The following is a 21896-nucleotide window of genomic DNA, read 5'->3' as shown; positions in this document are numbered from 1 at the left end:
CGTTTACCCTCTCATGTCTCTCAGGGTCTTTTCTCCCTTGCCCTCAATTCCTTCGTCCCATCTACCATAGCGTGGACGTCAGCTATGCTCGTATGCAGGGTCTTCGCCCGTATGGGGATGGAGTTAAAATAAAATTGTGTCCACTGCATAATTAGTATTGAAATAATCATCAAAGGGGGTCACTGAGAATAAATAAAAACGAAATATGTAAATGTCAATATCAAAATGGTTTGTTATTGTCAATACCTTTTCCCCACTTTTGATAACTTTTTTTCCCCACCTGTTTTCAAAAAAATTTAATTATCATTATTTAACTGATTTGACTCATTCTTGGAATCATCTGTTAAAGCTTTTATAGCACCCTCCCTTTGCTTCATCCTATAACTTTCACCTTTGATAACTACAAAATGACAGTGATGTACAAATCTATCTAAAATCGCTGTCGCTAAAACTGGATCATAAAATATCGTCGGCCACTCTTCAAATACCTTGTTTGTAGTTATTATTATCGATCCTCTCTCATACCTCTTTGATATTATCTCATAAAAATCATCTACACTGCTTTGATTAAATTTCCTTAAGCCCAGCTCATCTATTATTAACAAATCCACATTAACATAGTTTTTTAACTTTTGTTGATACGAATTATCCGCTCTTGAAATATACAACTCTTCTAACATCTCATTTGCTGTGGTAAACAAAACTCTATATCCAAGTGCTACGGCTTTAAGTCCTATCGCTATTGCAAGATGTGTTTTTCCCGTTCCTGGCGGTCCTATGAAGGCCACATTTTCTTTCTTGCGGACAAATTCACAGGTCGCCAAATTGTATATAAACCTCTTATTAATTGAAGGCTGATAACTAAAATTGTATTCTTCTAATGTCTTGTGCCATGGAAACCTCGCTTTGCTTATCCTCTTTTGATTACTGTTTATTCTCCTGTTACTCACTTCATCATTTATCAATATCTCAAAAAACTCTTGATACGAAAAGTTATTCTTAATAGCTTCCTCTACCCTTAAATCAAAACTCTTTATTATCCCAGATAATTTCAAATCCTTTAGCTTCCCCAACAAAAGAGGGAGTTAAAATAAAATTGTGTCCACTGTATAATGAGTATTGAAATAATCACCAAAGGGGGTTCACGATTATGGAGAAAAATGAAATTTTTGAGACCGCTAAAAATATGGCTATCGAACAAGTGCTAAATATGTATTGCTTCCTGTGATGATCCTACTCGCCCAGCTCTAAAACAGCTAAAAGTAAAACTTGCTCGATTGCTTTATGTTATCAGAAAGAACTGTTTACCTTGCTAAAAACGAAAACGACAAAGGCAATGGCTTCTATGAAAGAAAACTTGCAACACCTGCCTAACGTCTTGAAATCTCTGTCCCTCGCACACGCCCTTAGAATTTCCGACCTTCTATCCTCTTCTTTCCGCTACAAAAGAGTTGATAGCTTATCTACTTCCCTTCTTATGTCGCAAGTACATCAATGGTTATTCTTGAGCGTTCCCTTGTCCAGACTTTGAAAGCTTTGAATCTTCCATATTCCGAAAATGAAATACTAAAAATCAAAGAAGACCTTAAAAATGAGCTTCAGTTATTCAAACAAAGAGAACTACCAACAAGTGCTTTTGCTCTCATCATCGATGGTTATTCAGAAGTGAAGTTAAGGACAATTCTAAGGTTAAACAAGCTACTTGCAATGCCAGCCTCGGTATCGACTCAAGAAAGGTAAAAAAGACATTTTCGGTGTCTACACTTTCTTCGGCAAAGAAAATAAGGCTGATTGGATGAAAGTTTTTGAAGACTTAATTACAAGAGGGCTAAAAGAGATTCTAATTGTCATAAGTGATGACTTCCCTGGTATTATAGATGCTGTCAAACTTGCTTATCCTCTTGCTGACCTTGAGCTTGCTTTTGTCCACCTCCAATGAAATAGCAGAAAACATATGACAAAGGATAAAGCTTTCAGCTTTTAACAAGAGTTTAGACAGACTTAGAATTTCTTCCTCCGATTTTGACGAAGCTGTACTGAAATTTAAAGAACTTTGTAATGGATACCTTTCAAAATATCCTCGATTTTATTGCTGCAATATCAGAAAAAGCAGAGTTTTATTCTGTTCATATGAAATACCCTGAGGAATTAAGGAAGCAGATTCTTTGCTACAGACGCCGCCTTGCGTGTAAACAGCATGATTGAAAAGGTAAGAAGTAAATTCAGGTGGATACTTTTAAGGCTGCCAAAGTCTTAGAAATTAATATTTACTTAACAAGAAGAGAACTTACGCCGTACAAAATGGAAAAATGGAGTTCCCAGCATTAGAAAATGCATTAACAACATAACCCAACTCTACAATTTGCGTTATAAATTGGAAACACAAAATTCTTGACAAGTCTCATCACGTTCTCTTTGCCATTTGCTTTCATTATCTTATTTGCCCAATCCAAAAATTTTTCCATACCTTCTTTTCTATTCTCAAACTCTATTCTCTTGCCAAGCTCCACTCCTCTAAAATCAAATGCTCTGCCAACATGCCTTTCCTTTGCTATATCTACTCCTACAACTAATGTTTTCTCTGTGACTTGTAATATCTTCTCATTTTGTGTATACTTCAAGGTAGGTACCTCCTTTTGTGATGATTTCTCGTAAGTTCTAGAACTTACTTAACTATATTTTATCAGGAGGTACCTTTTCTTTTTCAAATCTCATTTCACTTCATTTTCACTCATTTTCGTTCATTACAGGAATGCTCATAGTTCAGATAAAACTATACAAAAAAGCGGAGGCGTTGCTGCGTTAGATTCAAGTTTACATCCCTCATAGTTCAGATAAAACCAGCATAACAAAAGAAAAAATTCTTGATAAAAACTGTTTACATCCCTCATAGTTTAGATAAAACTGTTCCTTATCCTAACACATTATTAAATATTTCACCGTTTACATCCCTCATAGTTCAGATAAAACAGGCAATGGATTTATTTCTCAATTTAAACCAGAGCCGTTTACATCCCTCATAGTTCAGATAAAACCTTTCTTGCTCATTAAATCTGCTTTCAGCTCTTTCATGTTTACATCCCTCATAGTTCAGATAAAACCCTGTTGTGTTTGCTTGAACGCCTATCTTAATCCCGGTTTACATCCCTCATAGTTCAGATAAAACCTCAAAACAGGTATTGCCTGCCTTATTCTTCTTGCCGTTTACATCCCTCATAGTTCAGATAAAACTTGAAGCTGATTTTTGCTATAATCCATTTTTGAATTGTTTACATCCCTCATAGTTCAGATAAAACCAAGGTTGTAAATATTTTGATACATGTCTTGTGAAGGTTTACATCCCTCATAGTTCAGATAAAACGAGCTCTTCTTTTCATTTCTCTTTGTACAGCTTCAAGTTTACATCCCTCATAGTTCAGATAAAACAAGATGTGAATCTAAAAAAGCGTATGCAAGATATGTTGTTTACATCCCTCATAGTTCAGATAAAACCTGCTGAGCAACAGTTAAGTTTTCAAGCCCTTTAAGGTTTACATCCCTCATAGTTCAGATAAAACATGATAAAAATTCTTATTGATTGTATAGTATGTTTTTGTTTACATCCCTCATAGTTCAGATAAAACCAAACTTGCTTTAGCAACTTTTCTCGCATAATCCTCAGTTTACATCCCTCATAGTTCAGATAAAACTTGCGAACGCTGTCTACCACAGTTTTAACAAAGATGTCGTTTACATCCCTCATAGTTCAGATAAAACCATCTACTATGCCTTAGCATATCATAATGATTTTAAAGTTTACATCCCTCATAGTTCAGATAAAACCTATACCAACTTACAATATAACAAAAGATTGGGACGTTTACATCCCTCATAGTTCAGATAAAACGTCACAAAAAACGTTCAATGTTTGAAATGAAAGATGACGTTTACATCCCTCATAGTTCAGATAAAACGTCACAAAAAACGTTCAATGTTTGAAATGAAAGATGACGTTTACATCCCTCATAGTGTAAATGTCAATATCAAAATGAACAAAAAATCGAAAATAAAAATGTACAAAAAATAAACTTAACTTTGCTGGTTTGTATTGCTAAAATATGCTGTTTTTGACTGCAATCTGTATGAAGGACCTTTTATGAAAATCACGTAAGAATGATGCAGTAGCCTATCTAAAATTGCATTTGCTATTGTCGCTCCACCAAATATCTCTCCCCATTCTGAGAATACAACATTAGTTGTTATTATTGTACTGCTCTTCTCATATCTGCTCGATATTAGCTGGAAAAATAAATTTGCTCCATCATTGTCTATTGGCAAATAACCTATCTCATCTATTATTAAAACTTTGTATTTCGAAAAATGCTTAAGTCTGTACTCTAATCTGTTCTCCAATAATACTTTCTTTAGCTGGGCTATTAACTCTTGAAAATGTATAAAATATGTTGAATACCTTCGTTTTGCACACTCTATACCTATTGCTGTGGCTAGATGCGTTTTCCCTACCCCTGGTGTTCCGACAAATAGTATATTTTCATTACCCTCTAAAAATCTCAAACTCATTAAGTCCATTATCTGTTGCTTGTTTATACTTGGCTGAAATGAAAAATCAAAATCTTCTATACCTTTTATAAATGGGAAATTTGCCACCCTCACACATCCTAATATCGCCCTTTCTTCTTTGGCTTTTATCTCTAAATTACTAAGTTCATATAATGCATCTGTCATACTTTTTTCTCCGCTTGCCACTAAATCTAAGTATTTGTCAAGGTTATTCTTTATGTTGTGAAGACCTAACTCTTCTAAGTTGTTAAGTAGTTTCACATAGTTGCTCATTTTTAGATTTTCTCCTTTCTTTAGGTTTTCAACAGATTATCAAATTTCTTTAGGTTTTCCTCACATATCTTGTTAAGCTCTTCTCTTTGACCAACTCTCATTAGCATTAGCTGCTTGTAATCTTCATCGTGATAATTGATATTTTTTTCATCAATAACATGTATCCTTAACAGGTTTGTGTTATAATAAATATAAATTTTGTTTTCCACCTCCTTTACTTGGACTGTCTTTCCTATGTATTCGGGTGGAACAGAGTATTTACTTCCCTTGTAGTAAATCAGAGAGTCCTTTTGGACTTTAACTGACTTGTAGGAATTTAGGTAACTGTCTATTAACCTTTTGTCTGGCAAGGGTTGTAAATACTCTTTTTCTTTTTGAAACAGAAGAGCAGGTGGAACTTGGGTTGTTTGATTTGGCTGCATATTGACCTTTGCGTTTATCTCTTTTATTATCCTTACTAAGTCCTCTTCTGTTTCAAATTCACCCTGATATGGCAGTATCCAATCTATGAACTTGTTTGCTGCTTCAACTTTTCCTTTTGTGTACGAATGTCTTGGTTTGCACAGTTTCACTTCAAACCCAAAGTCTTTTGCAAAACTTTTAAATCTTGAATTTACTTTAATTTTCTCACCTGTTATATCAACAACTGCTGCTGTATTGTCAAATAAAATCTCTCTCGGTACTCCGCCTATATCTTTGAATATTCTTATTAGAGTTTCTATTAATTCTTCTTGAGTTTTTGTCCTGTTTATCTCAAAGCAGCAATACCTTGAATAACCTAATTTAAAATCAAGAACATTAATGATAAACTCCTCTCCATTTCTTGAGACAAGCTTTATATTCTCTTTCCAATCAACTTGCGCTTGCTCACCTGGATCTGTCTCAAATCTTGGGTGACCTTTTATTTTCTTCTCTGGCTTTAATCCTTTTTTCTTAACATACTTATTGAAGTTTGAATATGTTCCTATTGTCTCATCTTTTGATTTTAAATACTCATAAACACCCTTGACTGTAACTCCTTTGATAGCAAGCTTTGATTTTATCTCATCATAGTATTTGTCCAATTTACTTGGTTTATTTCTATTCTTAGGTTTTCCTTCATAACCCTCATAATATTTTTTAACTGTTCTTCTATCCATCCCATATATTCTTGCAAGTTCTGAAAAGTTAGGTTTCATTTTCATCGCCCTTATCATGTTTAAATGTGCTGTTAAGTTCTGCATTTGATATCCCTCTTCACTATGAGAAAGGATATCATATCAATGTACAATTTTGTACATCATTATATTCCACTTTCAGTACATTTTTATTTTATCATTAACCATCATGCTTAGGAAAGCACAACCATTGATGAAAATAGACTTAAGAAAAGGTTGCAAAAGATTTGTTTTTTGTTAAACTAAAGTTAACAGGGCAAAGGTTGATTTATTGTTGATGGATATAATACCTCGATCATTAACCTAACCTGATTACCTTTGAGCCCAGCCAATTGTCGCCCCATATTATCCTGATATGGGAACAGCACGGGTGCTAAACTTCTTATTTTCTCAGGTAATCATCCCTGTAATAAATTCAGAATAGGAGATAATAATATGCAAGATTTACTTGAGATTTGTTGTGGATTGGATGTTCACAAAGAAACTGTTGTAGCCTGCTTGCTTAAAGGCTCTGTCCATGACGATAAACCCCAAAAAACAATAAGAACATTTTCCACTTTACTGCCAGGGCTTGAAGAATTAAAAGCATGGCTTGAATCAGAAAACTGCCGTCATGTTGCAATGGAAAGCACAGGAGTCTACTGGCAACCTGTTTATAATATTTTGGAAAGTGCTTTGGACGGCACTATGGTAGTTATAGTTGCCAATGCAAGGCATATGAAAAATGTTCCTGGCAAAAAGACTGATATGAAAGATGCAAAATAAATTGCAACTCTTTTGAGGGCAGGACTTTTAAATGGGAGTTTTATTCCAGCGCAAACAATAAGAGAATTAAGAGACCTTACAAGATATCGTAAAAGCATAATAGAAGAACTATCATCACAGAAAAACCGCATTGAAAACCATCTTCAAAGCTGTGGTTTTAAACTTTCAAATTTTCTCACAGATATATTTGGTGTATCTGGAAGAGCAATAATAAACCACATAGCAGAACATGGCAGTATAACCGCAGAAGAAGTTGAAAGTTATGTAAAAACAAGAGCACGCAATAAATTACAAGAGATAAAACTGTCGGTAAATGGCAGGATGAACAGACATCAGCGTGAATTTTTAAGGCTTCTGCTTAAGCATTTAGATGAGACATATGAACATCTTAGTGAAATAGAAGGAAATATTAATTTTGAACTTGAAAAATTTAAAAGGCAGATTGAGCAATTGGATAGCATACCAGGTATAGATAAAACGGCGGCTGCTGCAATAATTGCTGAAATTGGCATAGATATGAGCAAATTTAAAACTGCAGAACATATTTGTTCATGGGCAGGATTAAGTCCTGGCAATAATGAAAGTGCAGGAAAAAAAAGTCCACTCGAGTAACAAAGGGTAATACCTACATCAAGAGGATACTGTGTGAAGTTGCATGGAGTCTAACTCGCGTAAGAGATTCATACCTTGCTACGTGGTATTGGAAAGTAAAGCAGCGCCGAGGGGCAAAGAAAGCAATAGTAGCTCTTGCTAGAAAATTACTGGTTATAATCTATAATATGCTTAAGAATGACACTGACTATGATGAAAAAGTTTTTAGTGAAGTTCGAAAGAAACAAGAGATAATTCGTTTTAATCGACTTATCAGCGAAGCAAAAAAGTTTGGTTTAGAAGTTATAAGCCCCCAATCAGTTTAAATCTTGATTAAATTTATAATAATTCCAGCTGATGCCTTTTTAGCATCGGTTAGTTTGTTATTGTCTTTTTTTCTTATTAAATGATTGAGAATCTTCTATTGTTTATGTTCAAAATCATTTTTGAATGCAATCTATTTTCGTGCTAACAGATAAAACTGTGATAAAAGGTTATATTGAAAATGCAGTTGAAGGTTTACATCCCTCATAGTTCAGATAAAACGATGAGCTTCACGCAATCAAAGACCGCAACCTTTACGGTTTACATCCCTCATAGTTCAGATAAAACTATTCATAGACCAAATTCCCTTCTTGTAATGAAAGGCGTTTACATCCCTCATAGTTCAGATAAAACTCAGCAGGAGATTGGGTAACAATTAAAAATCTAACGTTTACATCCCTCATAGTTCAGATAAAACCTTACCAAGGGTGGCTTACCCACTTTTGACAATGTAAGTTTACATCCCTCATAGTTCAGATAAAACCGTTTGTTGACTGGAATGAAATAATACAGATTATTCCTGTTTACATCCCTCATAGTTCAGATAAAACAACATGTGGCAAATCTGGTGCATCAGACGGTACTATGGTTTACATCCCTCATAGTTCAGATAAAACTCTACACCCCTTATCCAAACATAACATCCCTACTCCTGTTTACATCCCTCATAGTTCAGATAAAACATGCAAGCATTCGGATTTATATTGTATATACCATTGTGTTTACATCCCTCATAGTTCAGATAAAACTGAATGATTCTGTTAAATCTCAGCTTTTAAAACTTGAGTTTACATCCCTCATAGTTCAGATAAAACTGGGTAACGGACGTACAGGCGGAGCTTGAAAGAATAGTTTACATCCCTCATAGTTCAGATAAAACTTCAATGCATTCTTCTCTTGATGAAGTAATGAAAGAAGTTTACATCCCTCATAGTTCAGATAAAACGAGAAATGCCCGCACTATCAATGGGGTAGCAAAGAGAAGTTTACATCCCTCATAGTTCAGATAAAACAGTCACAATTAGTTTGTATGACCCATCAGGCAACGTGTTTACATCCCTCATAGTTCAGATAAAACTGTGTGTGTAAATAAAACCACCAACGAACAACTAAAAAGTTTACATCCCTCATAGTTCAGATAAAACTAAAAATTTTTCAAGAGTTTATAGTAAAAAAACCGCGTTTACATCCCTCATAGTTCAGATAAAACCAGAATTTCTACAACGCCTTTACAAGCAACAAAACAAGTTTACATCCCTCATAGTTCAGATAAAACGTCTTTAATCTTTTCCAAATCGACCATACCATCCTGGTTTACATCCCTCATAGTTCAGATAAAACCAAGCAACGATGACGACTTACCCTTTTAATACTTACCAGGTTTACATCCCTCATAGTTCAGATAAAACTTTCCCCTGTGCCGTCGTCGTCAACAACAAACTCGAGTTTACATCCCTCATAGTTCAGATAAAACGTATTGTCTGCCTAATTCTTGTGTAACAACAACTTTTGTTTACATCCCTCATAGTTCAGATAAAACTGTTTTTTCTCCTTTATCACCTTCTTCCTTTTCAAAGTTTACATCCCTCATAGTTCAGATAAAACGATGGGTATAGTTATGAACTAGAACAAACAAAAATATCGTTTACATCCCTCATAGTTCAGATAAAACAGTTGTACCAACTTTGATATTTCCTTTGTCGTCAACGTTTACATCCCTCATAGTTCAGATAAAACCTGTTGTACGTAAGGTTTTATTATTTAGCAGTATATGTTTACATCCCTCATAGTTCAGATAAAACTTAGCTATTCAGAGCAAATTAGTTCGGGTGGTTTAGAGTTTACATCCCTCATAGTTCAGATAAAACTTATCACCCCAGTCTCCAGTGTCAGCGGGCGGTAGTGTTTACATCCCTCATAGTTCAGATAAAACTTTTATGAGCATTTTGTGTTAGTAGAAGTTGAATCTTGTTTACATCCCTCATAGTTCAGATAAAACCATAATACCAGTCATCACCTTCACCTCTGCGTTCAATGTTTACATCCCTCATAGTTCAGATAAAACTGAATTGTGTTATACTTTTTGAACCGCCTTCACTTTGTTTACATCCCTCATAGTTCAGATAAAACCGCTTGCAAATTTGTCACTGACGTTACACCATCAACGTTTACATCCCTCATAGTTCAGATAAAACATTTATATCTTTATGTATTGATTTCTTTTTCAGTGTGGTTTACAACCCTCATAGTTCAGATAAAACTGAAAGCTGAACAAACAGAACATAGAAACTAATCTTGTTTACATCCCTCATAGTTCAGATAAAACCTTGCCAAATTTTTTAAAGTAACTAACTGGGTCTGTAGTTTACATCCCTCATAGTTCAGATAAAACAATCTGTATCAAATACATTACCCGCTCGCGTTTTTGCGTTTACATCCCTCATAGTTCAGATAAAACTATCAAAAAACTTTTGATTCAAGACAAAGACAAAGAGTTTACATCCCTCATAGTTCAGATAAAACTGCCATATTCAGATGCCCATATCCATCTGGGTCGGCGTTTACATCCCTCATAGTTCAGATAAAACCTGCTGTATTAAAGAAGCTGGCTTTTTCTTGATTTCGTTTACATCCCTCATAGTTCAGATAAAACTTGCAACATATTGTTTTTTTATATGATTCCATGAAGAGTTTACATCCCTCATAGTTCAGATAAAACATGTGGGCGTCAAGGTCAGCTTGCTTTGCTGCATTTGTTTACATCCCTCATAGTTCAGATAAAACTGATACAGAAATGTCATTAGCTGAATATTTAGAGTACGTTTACATCCCTCATAGTTCAGATAAAACTATTATACTTTTTTTCAATTATAATCGTATAAGATCGTTTACATCCCTCATAGTTCAGATAAAACTGCATCTGCAGGAAGCACATACAAAACTACTTTCCTGTTTACATCCCTCATAGTTCAGATAAAACCACCAATGACTGGTTGAAAAAGTTCAATGTAAATGACGTTTACATCCCTCATAGTTCAGATAAAACGATAAATTAGGTGACCAAGATAAATTAATTGAAAAAGTTTACATCCCTCATAGTTCAGATAAAACAGCTATATTAATTATTTTTATCCTGTTCATGATTTCGGTTTACATCCCTCATAGTTCAGATAAAACAAGTGAAACACATTAATATGAGGAATTACTTTTGGTGTTTACATCCCTCATAGTTCAGATAAAACGATTTTGGGGAAAAGATAATGGGACCTACTCAAGAGTTTACATCCCTCATAGTTCAGATAAAACAGGCTTTCCCCCTCCAGACCTCCCCCGCAGGCTCTGGTTTACATCCCTCATAGTTCAGATAAAACAATAGAGATATACTCACAAAAGAAAGTAGGTTGAACAGTTTACATCCCTCATAGTTCAGATAAAACGAAGTATGCTTTGTCTTTAAATTTTTTTATATCTTTGTTTACATCCCTCATAGTTCAGATAAAACATGCAACAGACACTTATTATCTAAAATACAAGTTCAAGTTTACATCCCTCATAGTTCAGATAAAACCTGCCAGAGGCTAATATCCTGATTTCCATCAGAAATCGTTTACATCCCTCATAGTTCAGATAAAACAAAAGCAGAGGATATAGTTATTATTGCGCTGTATTTCGTTTACATCCCTCATAGTTCAGATAAAACTTTGCCCTATTTCTGTGCAAAATTTTAGTATAAAAAGTTTACATCCCTCATAGTTCAGATAAAACTAATATACTCTTGATACCCTCTGACCATTCCATATTGTTTACATCCCTCATAGTTCAGATAAAACACCTGATGACATTAAAATTAAACTTGCAAACTTTTTGTTTACATCCCTCATAGTTCAGATAAAACAGGTAATGTAGTAAGAATAGTAGCAACTGAACAAGAAGTTTACATCCCTCATAGTTCAGATAAAACCAGCAGATGGTGATACAACATGAACTCGGCAGAATAGTTTACATCCCTCATAGTTCAGATAAAACGAAATACCTGAAGCACTTTATTATGTTTGGGCGTCTAGTTTACATCCCTCATAGTTCAGATAAAACCTGCTATTGGTAAGCGATTGGTTCAGCCATGGGTTGAGTTTACATCCCTCATAGTTCAGATAAAACAAGTCAATCCATATTTTTAATATTTCTAAAAAGAAAGTTTACATCCCTCATAGTTCAGATAAAACTTAGAAGGCACATCAGGTTGACGACGAATAAGCACAGTTTACATCCCTCATAGTTCAGATAAAACTATCGTTAAAGGCAAGCCAAGTAAATACCCAACCTTTGTTTACATCCCTCATAGTTCAGATAAAACTTAATTATTTTCTCTGTACCTACCTCTTCCCATATTGTTTACATCCCTCATAGTTCAGATAAAACAGAAAAGAATGTCGGTTTGTTGTTCTGGGGAAAACCGTTTACATCCCTCATAGTTCAGATAAAACGGCTACCTGACCATTGACGGTGTTTTAGCAAAAGTGGTTTACATCCCTCATAGTTCAGATAAAACCAGGGTCAATTCGTTGACGTTTGTTTCGGCCTTTCACGTTTACATCCCTCATAGTTCAGATAAAACTTACTACTTCAATCTGTTGCTGAATCTCCTTTGTTTGTTTACATCCCTCATAGTTCAGATAAAACAAGAAAGGTGGTGAAGCAATGAATTCAAGAAAACTTAGTTTACATCCCTCATAGTTCAGATAAAACTCTGCTATGTCGTTCCAGCTCGGCAACTGGTCCGAAGTTTACATCCCTCATAGTTCAGATAAAACTTACCAAAGCTCAACATATGAAGATTGCAAGAAAAAAGGTTTACATCCCTCATAGTTCAGATAAAACTTACCAAAGCTCAACATATGAAGATTGCAAGAAAAAAGGTTTACATCCCTCATAGTTCAGATAAAACTACCTGAATGTCTTCTAGCTTGAACTGTCTTACCTCCGTTTACATCCCTCATAGTTCAGATAAAACATTCACATATTTTTAAACTAACGTTACACTTTGCAATGTTTACATCCCTCATAGTTCAGATAAAACCTTCAACAGTAACTATAGTATCATTATGCCACCCACCAGTTTACATCCCTCATAGTTCAGATAAAACAGGTCACAATATGTTAATTTCAATAGAAGGTATAGAGTTTACATCCCTCATAGTTCAGATAAAACTTACTATGATACGACAGGAACGAATATTATTGAAACAGTTTACATCCCTCATAGTTCAGATAAAACCCATAAAGTACCTTCTTTATCAATCAAAACTTTCGCGTTTACATCCCTCATAGTTCAGATAAAACTTCAATCGTTTGAGTATCCCAGTTGCCCGGATAAAGCGTTTACATCCCTCATAGTTCAGATAAAACAGCAAAGCTTCCTACTAGAGCAGATAAAGATTCTTGGTTTACATCCCTCATAGTTCAGATAAAACAGCAAAGCTTCCTACTAGAGCAGATAAAGATTCTTGGTTTACATCCCTCATAGTTCAGATAAAACCAATGAAGAGTTCTGACATGGTTTTAGGGATATTTCGTTTACATCCCTCATAGTTCAGATAAAACGGATTATGATATGGGTACAATTCCGAATTTACCTGAGTTTACATCCCTCATAGTTCAGATAAAACAGCAAAAGAATTCCCAGAAGTTCAACAATATCTGTGGTTTACATCCCTCATAGTTCAGATAAAACTCCGCAGAATGATTGGAAGTACAAATTTGTTTTCCGGTTTACATCCCTCATAGTTCAGATAAAACCATATACAGAATATTTGCACATTATCAAACAGTAAAAGTTTACATCCCTCATAGTTCAGATAAAACATACTCATCATATCTTGCTTTTGCTTCAGTTGCCGTGTTTACATCCCTCATAGTTCAGATAAAACATGAAGATGTTTATAAAAGTTTTTGACAAAGACTGCGTTTACATCCCTCATAGTTCAGATAAAACTTTGCACGCAATCGATATGATAGCGCTTTCTATAAAGTTTACATCCCTCATAGTTCAGATAAAACCGCTTGAACAGAATTCTAAAAAACTGCTTGAATTAAGTTTACATCCCTCATAGTTCAGATAAAACTATAACCTGCAGCATACAAAGGGAAATATCCTACCTGGTTTACATCCCTCATAGTTCAGATAAAACAGTCACCTACAAGCAAAAAAACTACAGTTTTAGCAAGGTTTACATCCCTCATAGTTCAGATAAAACCATCACTACTCCCCCTTCTAAAAATAAAAAAATAGAGGTTTACATCCCTCATAGTTCAGATAAAACTTTTGGCGAAAAAATAATGGGCCCTACTGATTATTGTTTACATCCCTCATAGTTCAGATAAAACCACTTTCACCAGCGACAAAACAGTTTATAGTTCAAGCGTTTACATCCCTCATAGTTCAGATAAAACTCTATATCGCTAAATATAACAAGCATATAATTGGTTTACATCCCTCATAGTTCAGATAAAACGGTTTTATAATACAGTTGAAGATTTAGAGTATTCGACGTTTACATCCCTCATAGTTCAGATAAAACCTGCTATCATTGTTCTGTTAATCTCATCAATGCGAATGTTTACATCCCTCATAGTTCAGATAAAACGGTTTTATAATACAGTTGAAGATTTAGAGTATTCGACGTTTACATCCCTCATAGTTCAGATAAAACCTGCTATCATTGTTCTGTTAATCTCATCAATGCGAATGTTTACATCCCTCATAGTTCAGATAAAACATTATCAATTTCGTATTTTATAATCCCTTGTGCTTCCAGGTTTACATCCCTCATAGTTCAGATAAAACTTATTTGAGACATTATTTGATGATACATGAAATTCAGTTTACATCCCTCATAGTTCAGATAAAACAGGGATTAACCCTTCTGAATCGGCTCATGCACATGCACGTTTACATCCCTCATAGTTCAGATAAAACATGTGGCAACAGCAACATTATTAGCTGGTGGTTTAGCGTTTACATCCCTCATAGTTCAGATAAAACAATTGTAATGCAGGCTTACAATGCTGCACAGAAAAAGGTTTACATCCCTCATAGTTCAGATAAAACCAGAAGATAAGCTTATAAGACGCCTTGAAACAGACAGTTTACATCCCTCATAGTTCAGATAAAACTACCAGAGGCTAATATCCTGATTTCCATCAGAAATCGTTTACATCCCTCATAGTTCAGATAAAACAATATTACAACTTCTCAGCACCAATTTTCATTGACAACGTTTACATCCCTCATAGTTCAGATAAAACCCGAGTAGGGCTGGTCTGTTAGAAAAAAAAAGAAAGGGTTTACATCCCTCATAGTTCAGATAAAACACCTCCACACAACCAGCATTTTTTATCTTTGCAAAGGTTTACATCCCTCATAGTTCAGATAAAACACAATTTATACTTTCTGTTGTTTTCTACCATTTTTGTGTTTACATCCCTCATAGTTCAGATAAAACGCAGAAATAGAAAAGGAACTCAATAAAGAAATCACTGTTTACATCCCTCATAGTTCAGATAAAACTAAGGCAGGCAATACCTATTTTGAGCTTGTTTGGTGCGTTTACATCCCTCATAGTTCAGATAAAACCTGTAAAGTGATGAGCAAAGTCAAATATATTATCAAGTTTACATCCCTCATAGTTCAGATAAAACAAGGTGAATGAGATGTGCGTTAAACTTGGGATACACGGTTTACATCCCTCATAGTTCAGATAAAACTTTAAGGAACAGAACATTTTGTTATAATAATCATAGGTTTACATCCCTCATAGTTCAGATAAAACTGGTGGAATTCCACCACTTGGCTATAAAATTGTTGAGTTTACATCCCTCATAGTTCAGATAAAACGTCCAGTGGCTTGATATTAAAATCTTTCTTGTTTTCAGTTTACATCCCTCATAGTTCAGATAAAACCTAAAGCCAAGTGCGACATATGGTGCTACATCATCTTGTTTACATCCCTCATAGTTCAGATAAAACAGTTGCTCTGTTTGAAAATATTCCAACAAGATTGTGTTTACATCCCTCATAGTTCAGATAAAACTCGCTGCCTTTTGATTTAGCATACTTAGTTGGTTTAAGTTTACATCCCTCATAGTTCAGATAAAACCTGGGTTAGTTGATAGAGTTAATATAAAAGTTCTCAAGTTTACATCCCTCATAGTTCAGATAAAACATCAAAAAGGCTCCAAGCGCTTAAAATGATTAACTGAGTTTACATCCCTCATAGTTCAGATAAAACCACCTATGAACGTCATAAACAGTTGCGTTAGAAGCGTGTTTACATCCCTCATAGTTCAGATAAAACTATATGCTTGTTATATTTAGCGATATAGAAATTTTAGTTTACATCCCTCATAGTTCAGATAAAACATTGGTCAGCATTCACAATCTGTGGTTTGCTTTCAATGTTTACATCCCTCATAGTTCAGATAAAACTGAATATGATTTTAATACACGAACAAGGAAAATAAAAGTTTACATCCCTCATAGTTCAGATAAAACTCCACCAATGAATGCTACATTAAGTTTTTTAAGTGTGTTTACATCCCTCATAGTTCAGATAAAACTCGACACCATCTACACCTCGCAAATATGGATATTGGTTTACATCCCTCATAGTTCAGATAAAACAGATACAATCTAATCTCATTACCATTTGTATCATACGTTTACATCCCTCATAGTTCAGATAAAACTGATATTGCAAATGACAATTTTAAAGTCCAAATACAGTTTACATCCCTCATAGTTCAGATAAAACAATTGGTCAAATTCTACCTTGCAGTGGCTTAATGCGGTTTACATCCCTCATAGTTCAGATAAAACAATCTATCAAAGCCATTTACTTTCCCTCTTTCTTTAGTTTACATCCCTCATAGTTCAGATAAAACCCATTAATAATAAATATCATCTTTTCTATGCTACATCTATATTATAACCTATTAACAAATTTTTCACAACAAAAATAAATTGCAGCGAGGGGATGGTTGGGTTTTGTAAGGAGATGGTAAAGAGTCTTGAAAGCCTTGTAGGAAAAGAAGACAGAAACTTTAAAATAGTTATAAGCCTCGCTGCAAAATGGTTAGTTTCGGAAATACTTATTCATCAATGGATTCATTTCAAAATCTTCAAATTATAATAGAATCATAGTTCTTTTCTTGTCCTAAAACCTTTTTATTGCACACAAGTTTATATTCCATCTCATAAAAATACACTGAATCTTCATTCTTCTCTATAACCGATAAAAGTTCACGTTTGCATTTTTCAAGCTTGCCCAATGTGATTTCACCTTCGAATACTGAGTTTTGAACCCATGTGAAGTATTTTTTCAAAATCTTTCTTACCTTGTTGACTCTTTTTTCATTGACATCATATGTGACTATTACAAATATCTTTAATCACTCCTTTGGGCAAAAACTTATAATATATTTGTTTAAAATATGTTTGCTGGGTCCGTGTGTACCGATGTCTTACAGAAACAAATGTCTGCCAATAGGCACTATCTTTTCATTGGCACTGCACTCCTCAACGCTTTCGACGACTGACAAAGAGGTTTACCTGACCATTCCTTAACCAACTTTTACCACCACGCCTTAAGTGGCGAGTAAACCTGATCGCCTATAAAATGTTTTATCAGCTTGTAACACTCAAGTCTTATAAATCCCTTATAGGAAACATTTCTATTTAGCTGTCTGTGACGAACTGTTGTCTCAAGCTTGTTTTTTAGTTCATTGATAAAAATCTTTTTTCCATCTTGATTCAAGTAGCAATAATTCAAATCCTCATCGAAGTGTTCAAGTGTAAGCTGATGATTATTCAAAAGCTTGAAAATTACACTATCCACAATCAGAGGTTTGAAAATTTCAGATATATCAAGACTTAATGAAAACCTCTTTTCACTTGGTTCATGCAAAAAACTTATGCTTGGGTCAAGCTGAGTATGGTAAATCTCTGTTAAAACTGTGCTATAAATTAGGCTATTTCCTAATGAAATCAAAGCATTTATCGGATTTGTCGGTGGTCTTTTTTCACGCTTTTCCATGTAAAAGTCTTCTGGCAAAAACTGATTGAAAGACGAATAGTAAATATTCCTCACTCTTCCCTCAAGCCCCATAAGCTCTGATATGCTTGAAATATTAAACCTGCCATTTTCCCATTCATCTTCAATTGCATTCAAAAAAGCCTCTGTTTTTTTTCTTTCTCTTAAATTTCTCATCATATGATAAACCGCTGATTCGACAAAACAGTATGCCAAGAAGATTCTCTTTTCCCTATCAAGATAATGAAGTGCTTGCCGAACAACAACATCTCCTGAAATGTTTTTCTTTCGAGGCAGAAAACTCCCCAAATAAAATCCGTAATAGTTGTAAAAGTGAAGAACTATGCCGTATTGAGAGATATAATTCAAAGTCTTGGTATTCAAATCGACTTCACCAAAGATGTGAATTTGTTCAATGTTTTCGATATCAATTGACCTTTTTTCAGTCTCTGTCTCAAAGTACAAGGTATTGTTTTTTCTTCTGAGTCTTCCGTTTGAGGTAATGTAAAGTGTTTTTTGCATAGCTTTTACCCCCAGCAAAACTCAAGGTACGCACAAGATTTGCATATTTTTTGCTTTGTAGCCGGCGGTGGAGTTGCTTGAGAAGTTATTTTTTCTATCTCACTTAGCGCCTGTTTTACTTTTTGTTCATATTCAGGTGTAAGCTGTAAGATTTCTTTCCTGCGTTCTTTTGGATAGTTGATTATACCTTGCTTTTCTATCCCTTTTTGTTTTAGATAGTAAAGATAATACATAACCTGCATTATATCTGCCTCTTTCATTCTGCTGCTGTATTTTACCTCTCTTACTGCCCCGTCAGAAAGAATGTCAATCATTATAAGATTGTCTATTAAGACCTCTTTTGTCTTTTCCTTGGGATAAGAATACTCATGCAAAATCCTGCCAAGCAATACTTTGTCTGATTGATTTTCAAATGTGATGTTTTTGCTAAATAGCCAAAGTTTTCTTTTGCAAACATAAAAGTAGTTGATTTTAATGCCTTGGAATTTGAGGTCTTGCAGTTCTTGAATTTCTTCTGACATTTTGAAAGCTCACTCTCTTTTTGTAGTTTTTACCATATATCATCTTTTTCTGATTCCTTAGGTGGTAACAAGCCCAACTCGTCGTCATAATCACAATTTAAAATGAATATACCCAGCTTTTTGCTATACTCACTCGCTCCACCTTTTGCGAAAAAGTACACCGGAACTGTAACTGTGTACTTTCGAACATCTGAAATTAGCTGCAGTTTCTCAATAGGGCTTAAAGATTTTGAACCTATTCTCTTCAGGCACTCTCTGATTGTTTCTTCATTTACCTCGAATACCTTCCTCGGTATACCTTCAACTGTAACTACATCCCTAAAAATCTTTTGAGCTTCAATCTTTCTATCTGCTTTAAATCCTAACTTCAAAAGTTCATATGCTTTTTTGAAACTCTTCATGAAATTAGTGTTTGAAAGTACCTCAACATCGTAGGCATATTCATTTAGCTCTTTTTTGTCATATTCTGTAATTTTTCTTCCGTCAAACCTTTTCAAAAACTCTTCTGTTCTAGTAACAATTTCTTTCTGATAAACTCTTCCAATTCCGCTTGGTTCCTTTGTTAGGATAATAACATTTGGTTTTTGCCCCTCATATGGTCTTTTCCTGTATACTCTCCCCATTCGCTGCAGCAATGAATCTGCAGAAGCCAGTTCCGTAAACAAAACGTCATAATCTATGTCAAGTGACGCTTCTACAAGCTGGGTTGAAATTACAATACTATTTTTTCTCTGGTTTGAAAGAATAAAATGTTCTTTTTGCCTTCTTTGCCCTTCCAAAAATCTTGAATGCAAAAGTTCAACCGGGACATCATCAGAATTTCCTATGCTTTCTTTTATAGCCTTATAAACTTCCTGTGACCTTCTTACTGTGTTGCATATTACAAGTACATTTTGTTGCTTCCCACAATTTACAATTTCATCTACACAATCTAAAATAGAAAGTGGTTTGACCGAAACAACATGCGACCAGCATTTTTTTAATTCTTCATCTGAATATGCCTGTAAATATTCAGAAATATCTCCAAGATACTTTAGTACAAGAGGATTTACAGTGGCACTCATCAAGCAGAATCGTCCATTTAAATTTACTATTTCTTCTAAGGTCTTTATTATAATTGCCAAAGACTCTGGAGAATAGCTTTGTGGCTCATCAATTATAATCTTTGAGTATAAGAATAACGAATATATTTTCTCAAAACCGGGCCATTTTAAAGCAGATGTAAAAATCTGGTCGCCGGTTGTTACAATTATCGGAAAACTTAAATTCCTCGCAAGGTTTACATTGTCAAATAAGGATTCTAACTCTTGGACATCTTCAGCTGATTGTGAATACTTTTCAAGCAGATAAATCATACTGTCAGAATGCAATATTCCAACCTTATTACTACCAAAAATTTTCGCCAGTCTTTCGTACATTGCGTTGATTGAAACACGAATTGGAAGAGTGTAAATTAATTTGCTTCTGCCTGCCCAGTTTAAGCCAAACTCTGTCTTACCACTGCCTGTGGGAGCAAATAAAATAACATTCTGGTTTGAGAAATCTAAAGCTTTTAGCTGAAATTCTTTAAAACCAACGAAATTCCCCTTTTCTTTCAAGTAGCTCTCAACCTTATGAGAAAAATCTGTAATCTTTCCTTCTTCTGTACTAATTCCTGCAGAACTTGAATGATCAAGTCTATGAAGAAAACCTTTCAAAAGAATTCTCATAATTGTGTTTTTATTGTAAAGGTCGGTATAACTTTTGAGCATGACCTCTTTCAACCAGTCAATAGTTCTATATACATAGTTTGAACTCTTCTCTATTTCATCTTTGGTAGGAAATGAAGGAAGTTCTTTAAACAAAGGAAGTAATGTCTTATTAGTTAAATACTTTGAAACATCCTCACAAATGTATTTTTCAAAATATTGGTAGTTGAAATCAAAACCCCTGTCATGCGAAAATGCAATAGCAAAAAGCAAATTTTCAAAATCTTCTGGGCTGATATTCCCCTTGTCTATCTCATCTTCCAAAGCCACAAAAGCTATTGAGATAAAGTTATGAGGTACCTCCACAGACAAGCACTTTACTTGAGGTACCTCATTTGATTTTGTCTTGTCTCTTATCTTTCTTTGAAAGTTTGAATTCGCCTTGCCCAAATCATGATATATTATTGCTAATTTTAGCAAATATTTAAACATCTCAAGGTCAATCTGAAGTTTTTGGAAACCTTCTTCGATCTCCTCTCTATACTCTTTGAATAATTTTTCCATATTCTGCAGTAGTGTCATTGTATGTTCGTATATTGTCTGGTATTCATAACCTTTCTCAGTTTTAAATCTCTTTGCGTAAAGATCTATATCCTCATAGGCTTTCATACTCATCATCACCTATTAAATCAATAAGAATATTTTCATCATCTACTAACAGCTTATCACTAACAGACATTATAGGGTTTAAATGTTGAAGATTTTCAAAATACACTACATCCTTTTTATCCGTAAATATCCTAAGACCATCTTTGGTTTTTATATAACGATTATTCAATCTGAACCTAATTCCATCAACCCTCAACTTCTCCGCAGTACTTGTCTTTAGATACATCCCTATGTCAGGAAGTTTGTGCTTTACATACTCCCTATACTCTACAACTTGAGGTTCAAAGAACTTCACTTCATCCACTCTCAACAAGTCTTCTTTTCTTCCAAGTCCCCAGTAAGAATTAAAGATATCAAGAGAAATCCCTTTTAAAACCTCTTGTTCTGCATTTACATGAATACATAGCTCTACATCAACAAGGTTGGTCACATATATAATGCCATTTAATACCCTCGCTGAGACATCTTTTAAAATTGGAGCAGAGGAATCTTCTTTTCTTAATCTGTCAAATTTTATGATTCTTTGAATGTCATAAACGATGGAATTAAACTTTCCACAAATAGAAACAGCCATTTTGTAATATTCTCCATTTTTTGCCCCCAAGATATTGTGAAGCCAACCCTTTACAGTGGAAGGCGGAGGCAGAGGGTAAGAATCTACTATTCCATATGAAAAAGGTTTTCTGAAGTTTGCAAAAGGCTGATAAAGTTTAATCTTCAGAAGTTTTTGAGACATCT

At 34.5% G+C, this 21896-nt stretch carries 8 protein-coding genes, 3 pseudogenes and 2 CRISPR repeat arrays; of the genes and pseudogenes, 2 read left to right on the top strand and 9 right to left on the bottom strand.

Features of this window, described 5'->3' with window-relative positions; translation table 11 throughout:
* Positions 1 to 296 precede the first annotated feature (296 nt).
* Positions 297 to 1076 (bottom strand): IS21-like element ISCsa9 family helper ATPase IstB, encoded by a 780-nt coding sequence (gene istB / locus ATHE_RS00660; RefSeq protein WP_041726944.1) that lies wholly within the window; start codon positions 1074 to 1076, stop codon positions 297 to 299.
* A gap of 74 nt (positions 1077 to 1150) precedes the next feature.
* Between istB (ATHE_RS00660) and ATHE_RS00655 the strand changes: the two are divergent.
* Positions 1151 to 2395, top strand: a pseudogene (locus ATHE_RS00655) (IS256 family transposase).
* Between the two features lie 7 nt (positions 2396 to 2402).
* Here the strand turns inward: ATHE_RS00655 and ATHE_RS00650 are convergent.
* From ATHE_RS00650 to istA, 3 genes and pseudogenes are all read right to left on the bottom strand, one after another.
* A pseudogene (locus ATHE_RS00650) lies at positions 2403 to 2621 on the bottom strand (IS110 family transposase); the annotation flags it as partial.
* A 191-nt stretch (positions 2622 to 2812) separates the two neighbouring features.
* Positions 2813 to 3953: a CRISPR direct-repeat array (repeat unit 29 nt; unit sequence GTTTACATCCCTCATAGTTCAGATAAAAC).
* Positions 3954 to 4068: 115 nt separating this feature from the next.
* A complete protein-coding gene (istB, locus tag ATHE_RS00645; RefSeq protein WP_015906766.1) occupies positions 4069 to 4833 on the bottom strand; it encodes an IS21-like element ISCbe3 family helper ATPase IstB in 765 nt (254 codons plus the stop codon).
* Between the two features lie 20 nt (positions 4834 to 4853).
* Entirely contained in the window at positions 4854 to 6056 is a 1203-nt protein-coding gene (gene istA, locus ATHE_RS00640; RefSeq protein ID WP_013429593.1) for an IS21-like element ISCbe3 family transposase, read from the bottom strand.
* Between the two features lie 369 nt (positions 6057 to 6425).
* Between istA and ATHE_RS00635 the strand changes: the two are divergent.
* Positions 6426 to 7672, top strand: a pseudogene (locus ATHE_RS00635) (IS110 family RNA-guided transposase).
* 191 nt (positions 7673 to 7863) lie between these two features.
* A CRISPR array of direct repeats spans positions 7864 to 16610; the repeat unit is 29 nt; unit sequence GTTTACATCCCTCATAGTTCAGATAAAAC.
* A gap of 237 nt (positions 16611 to 16847) precedes the next feature.
* Here the strand turns inward: ATHE_RS00635 and cas2 are convergent.
* The 5 genes from cas2 to cas5b all read right to left on the bottom strand — a co-directional run bounded on the left by cas2 (position 16848) and on the right by cas5b (position 21894).
* On the bottom strand, positions 16848 to 17111 hold the full coding sequence (cas2, locus tag ATHE_RS00630) for a CRISPR-associated endonuclease Cas2 (protein WP_015906765.1): 264 nt from the start codon (positions 17109 to 17111) through the stop codon (positions 16848 to 16850).
* A 188-nt stretch (positions 17112 to 17299) separates the two neighbouring features.
* Positions 17300 to 18280: a type I-B CRISPR-associated endonuclease Cas1b gene (gene cas1b / locus ATHE_RS00625; protein WP_015906764.1), complete on the bottom strand. Its 981-nt coding sequence runs from the start codon at positions 18278 to 18280 to the stop codon at positions 17300 to 17302.
* A 5-nt stretch (positions 18281 to 18285) separates the two neighbouring features.
* Positions 18286 to 18801, bottom strand: coding sequence for a CRISPR-associated protein Cas4 (cas4, locus tag ATHE_RS00620; protein WP_015906763.1), 516 nt, complete (start codon positions 18799 to 18801; stop codon positions 18286 to 18288).
* 29 nt (positions 18802 to 18830) lie between these two features.
* Entirely contained in the window at positions 18831 to 21158 is a 2328-nt protein-coding gene (locus ATHE_RS00615; protein ID WP_015906762.1) for a CRISPR-associated helicase/endonuclease Cas3, read from the bottom strand.
* Positions 21145 to 21894 carry a type I-B CRISPR-associated protein Cas5b gene (cas5b, locus tag ATHE_RS00610; RefSeq protein ID WP_015906761.1) on the bottom strand — a complete coding sequence of 250 codons (750 nt, stop codon included), beginning with the start codon at positions 21892 to 21894 and terminating at the stop codon, positions 21145 to 21147. The genes ATHE_RS00615 and cas5b overlap by 14 nt, the downstream gene beginning before the upstream one ends.
* Positions 21895 to 21896: the final 2 nt, after the last annotated feature.

This window comes from Caldicellulosiruptor bescii DSM 6725 (assembly GCF_000022325.1).
GTDB lineage: Bacteria > Bacillota > Thermoanaerobacteria > Caldicellulosiruptorales > Caldicellulosiruptoraceae > Caldicellulosiruptor > Caldicellulosiruptor bescii.
The sequence above is the reverse complement of the archived record's forward strand: the minus strand, read 5'-3'. Positions and strand labels throughout refer to the sequence as shown.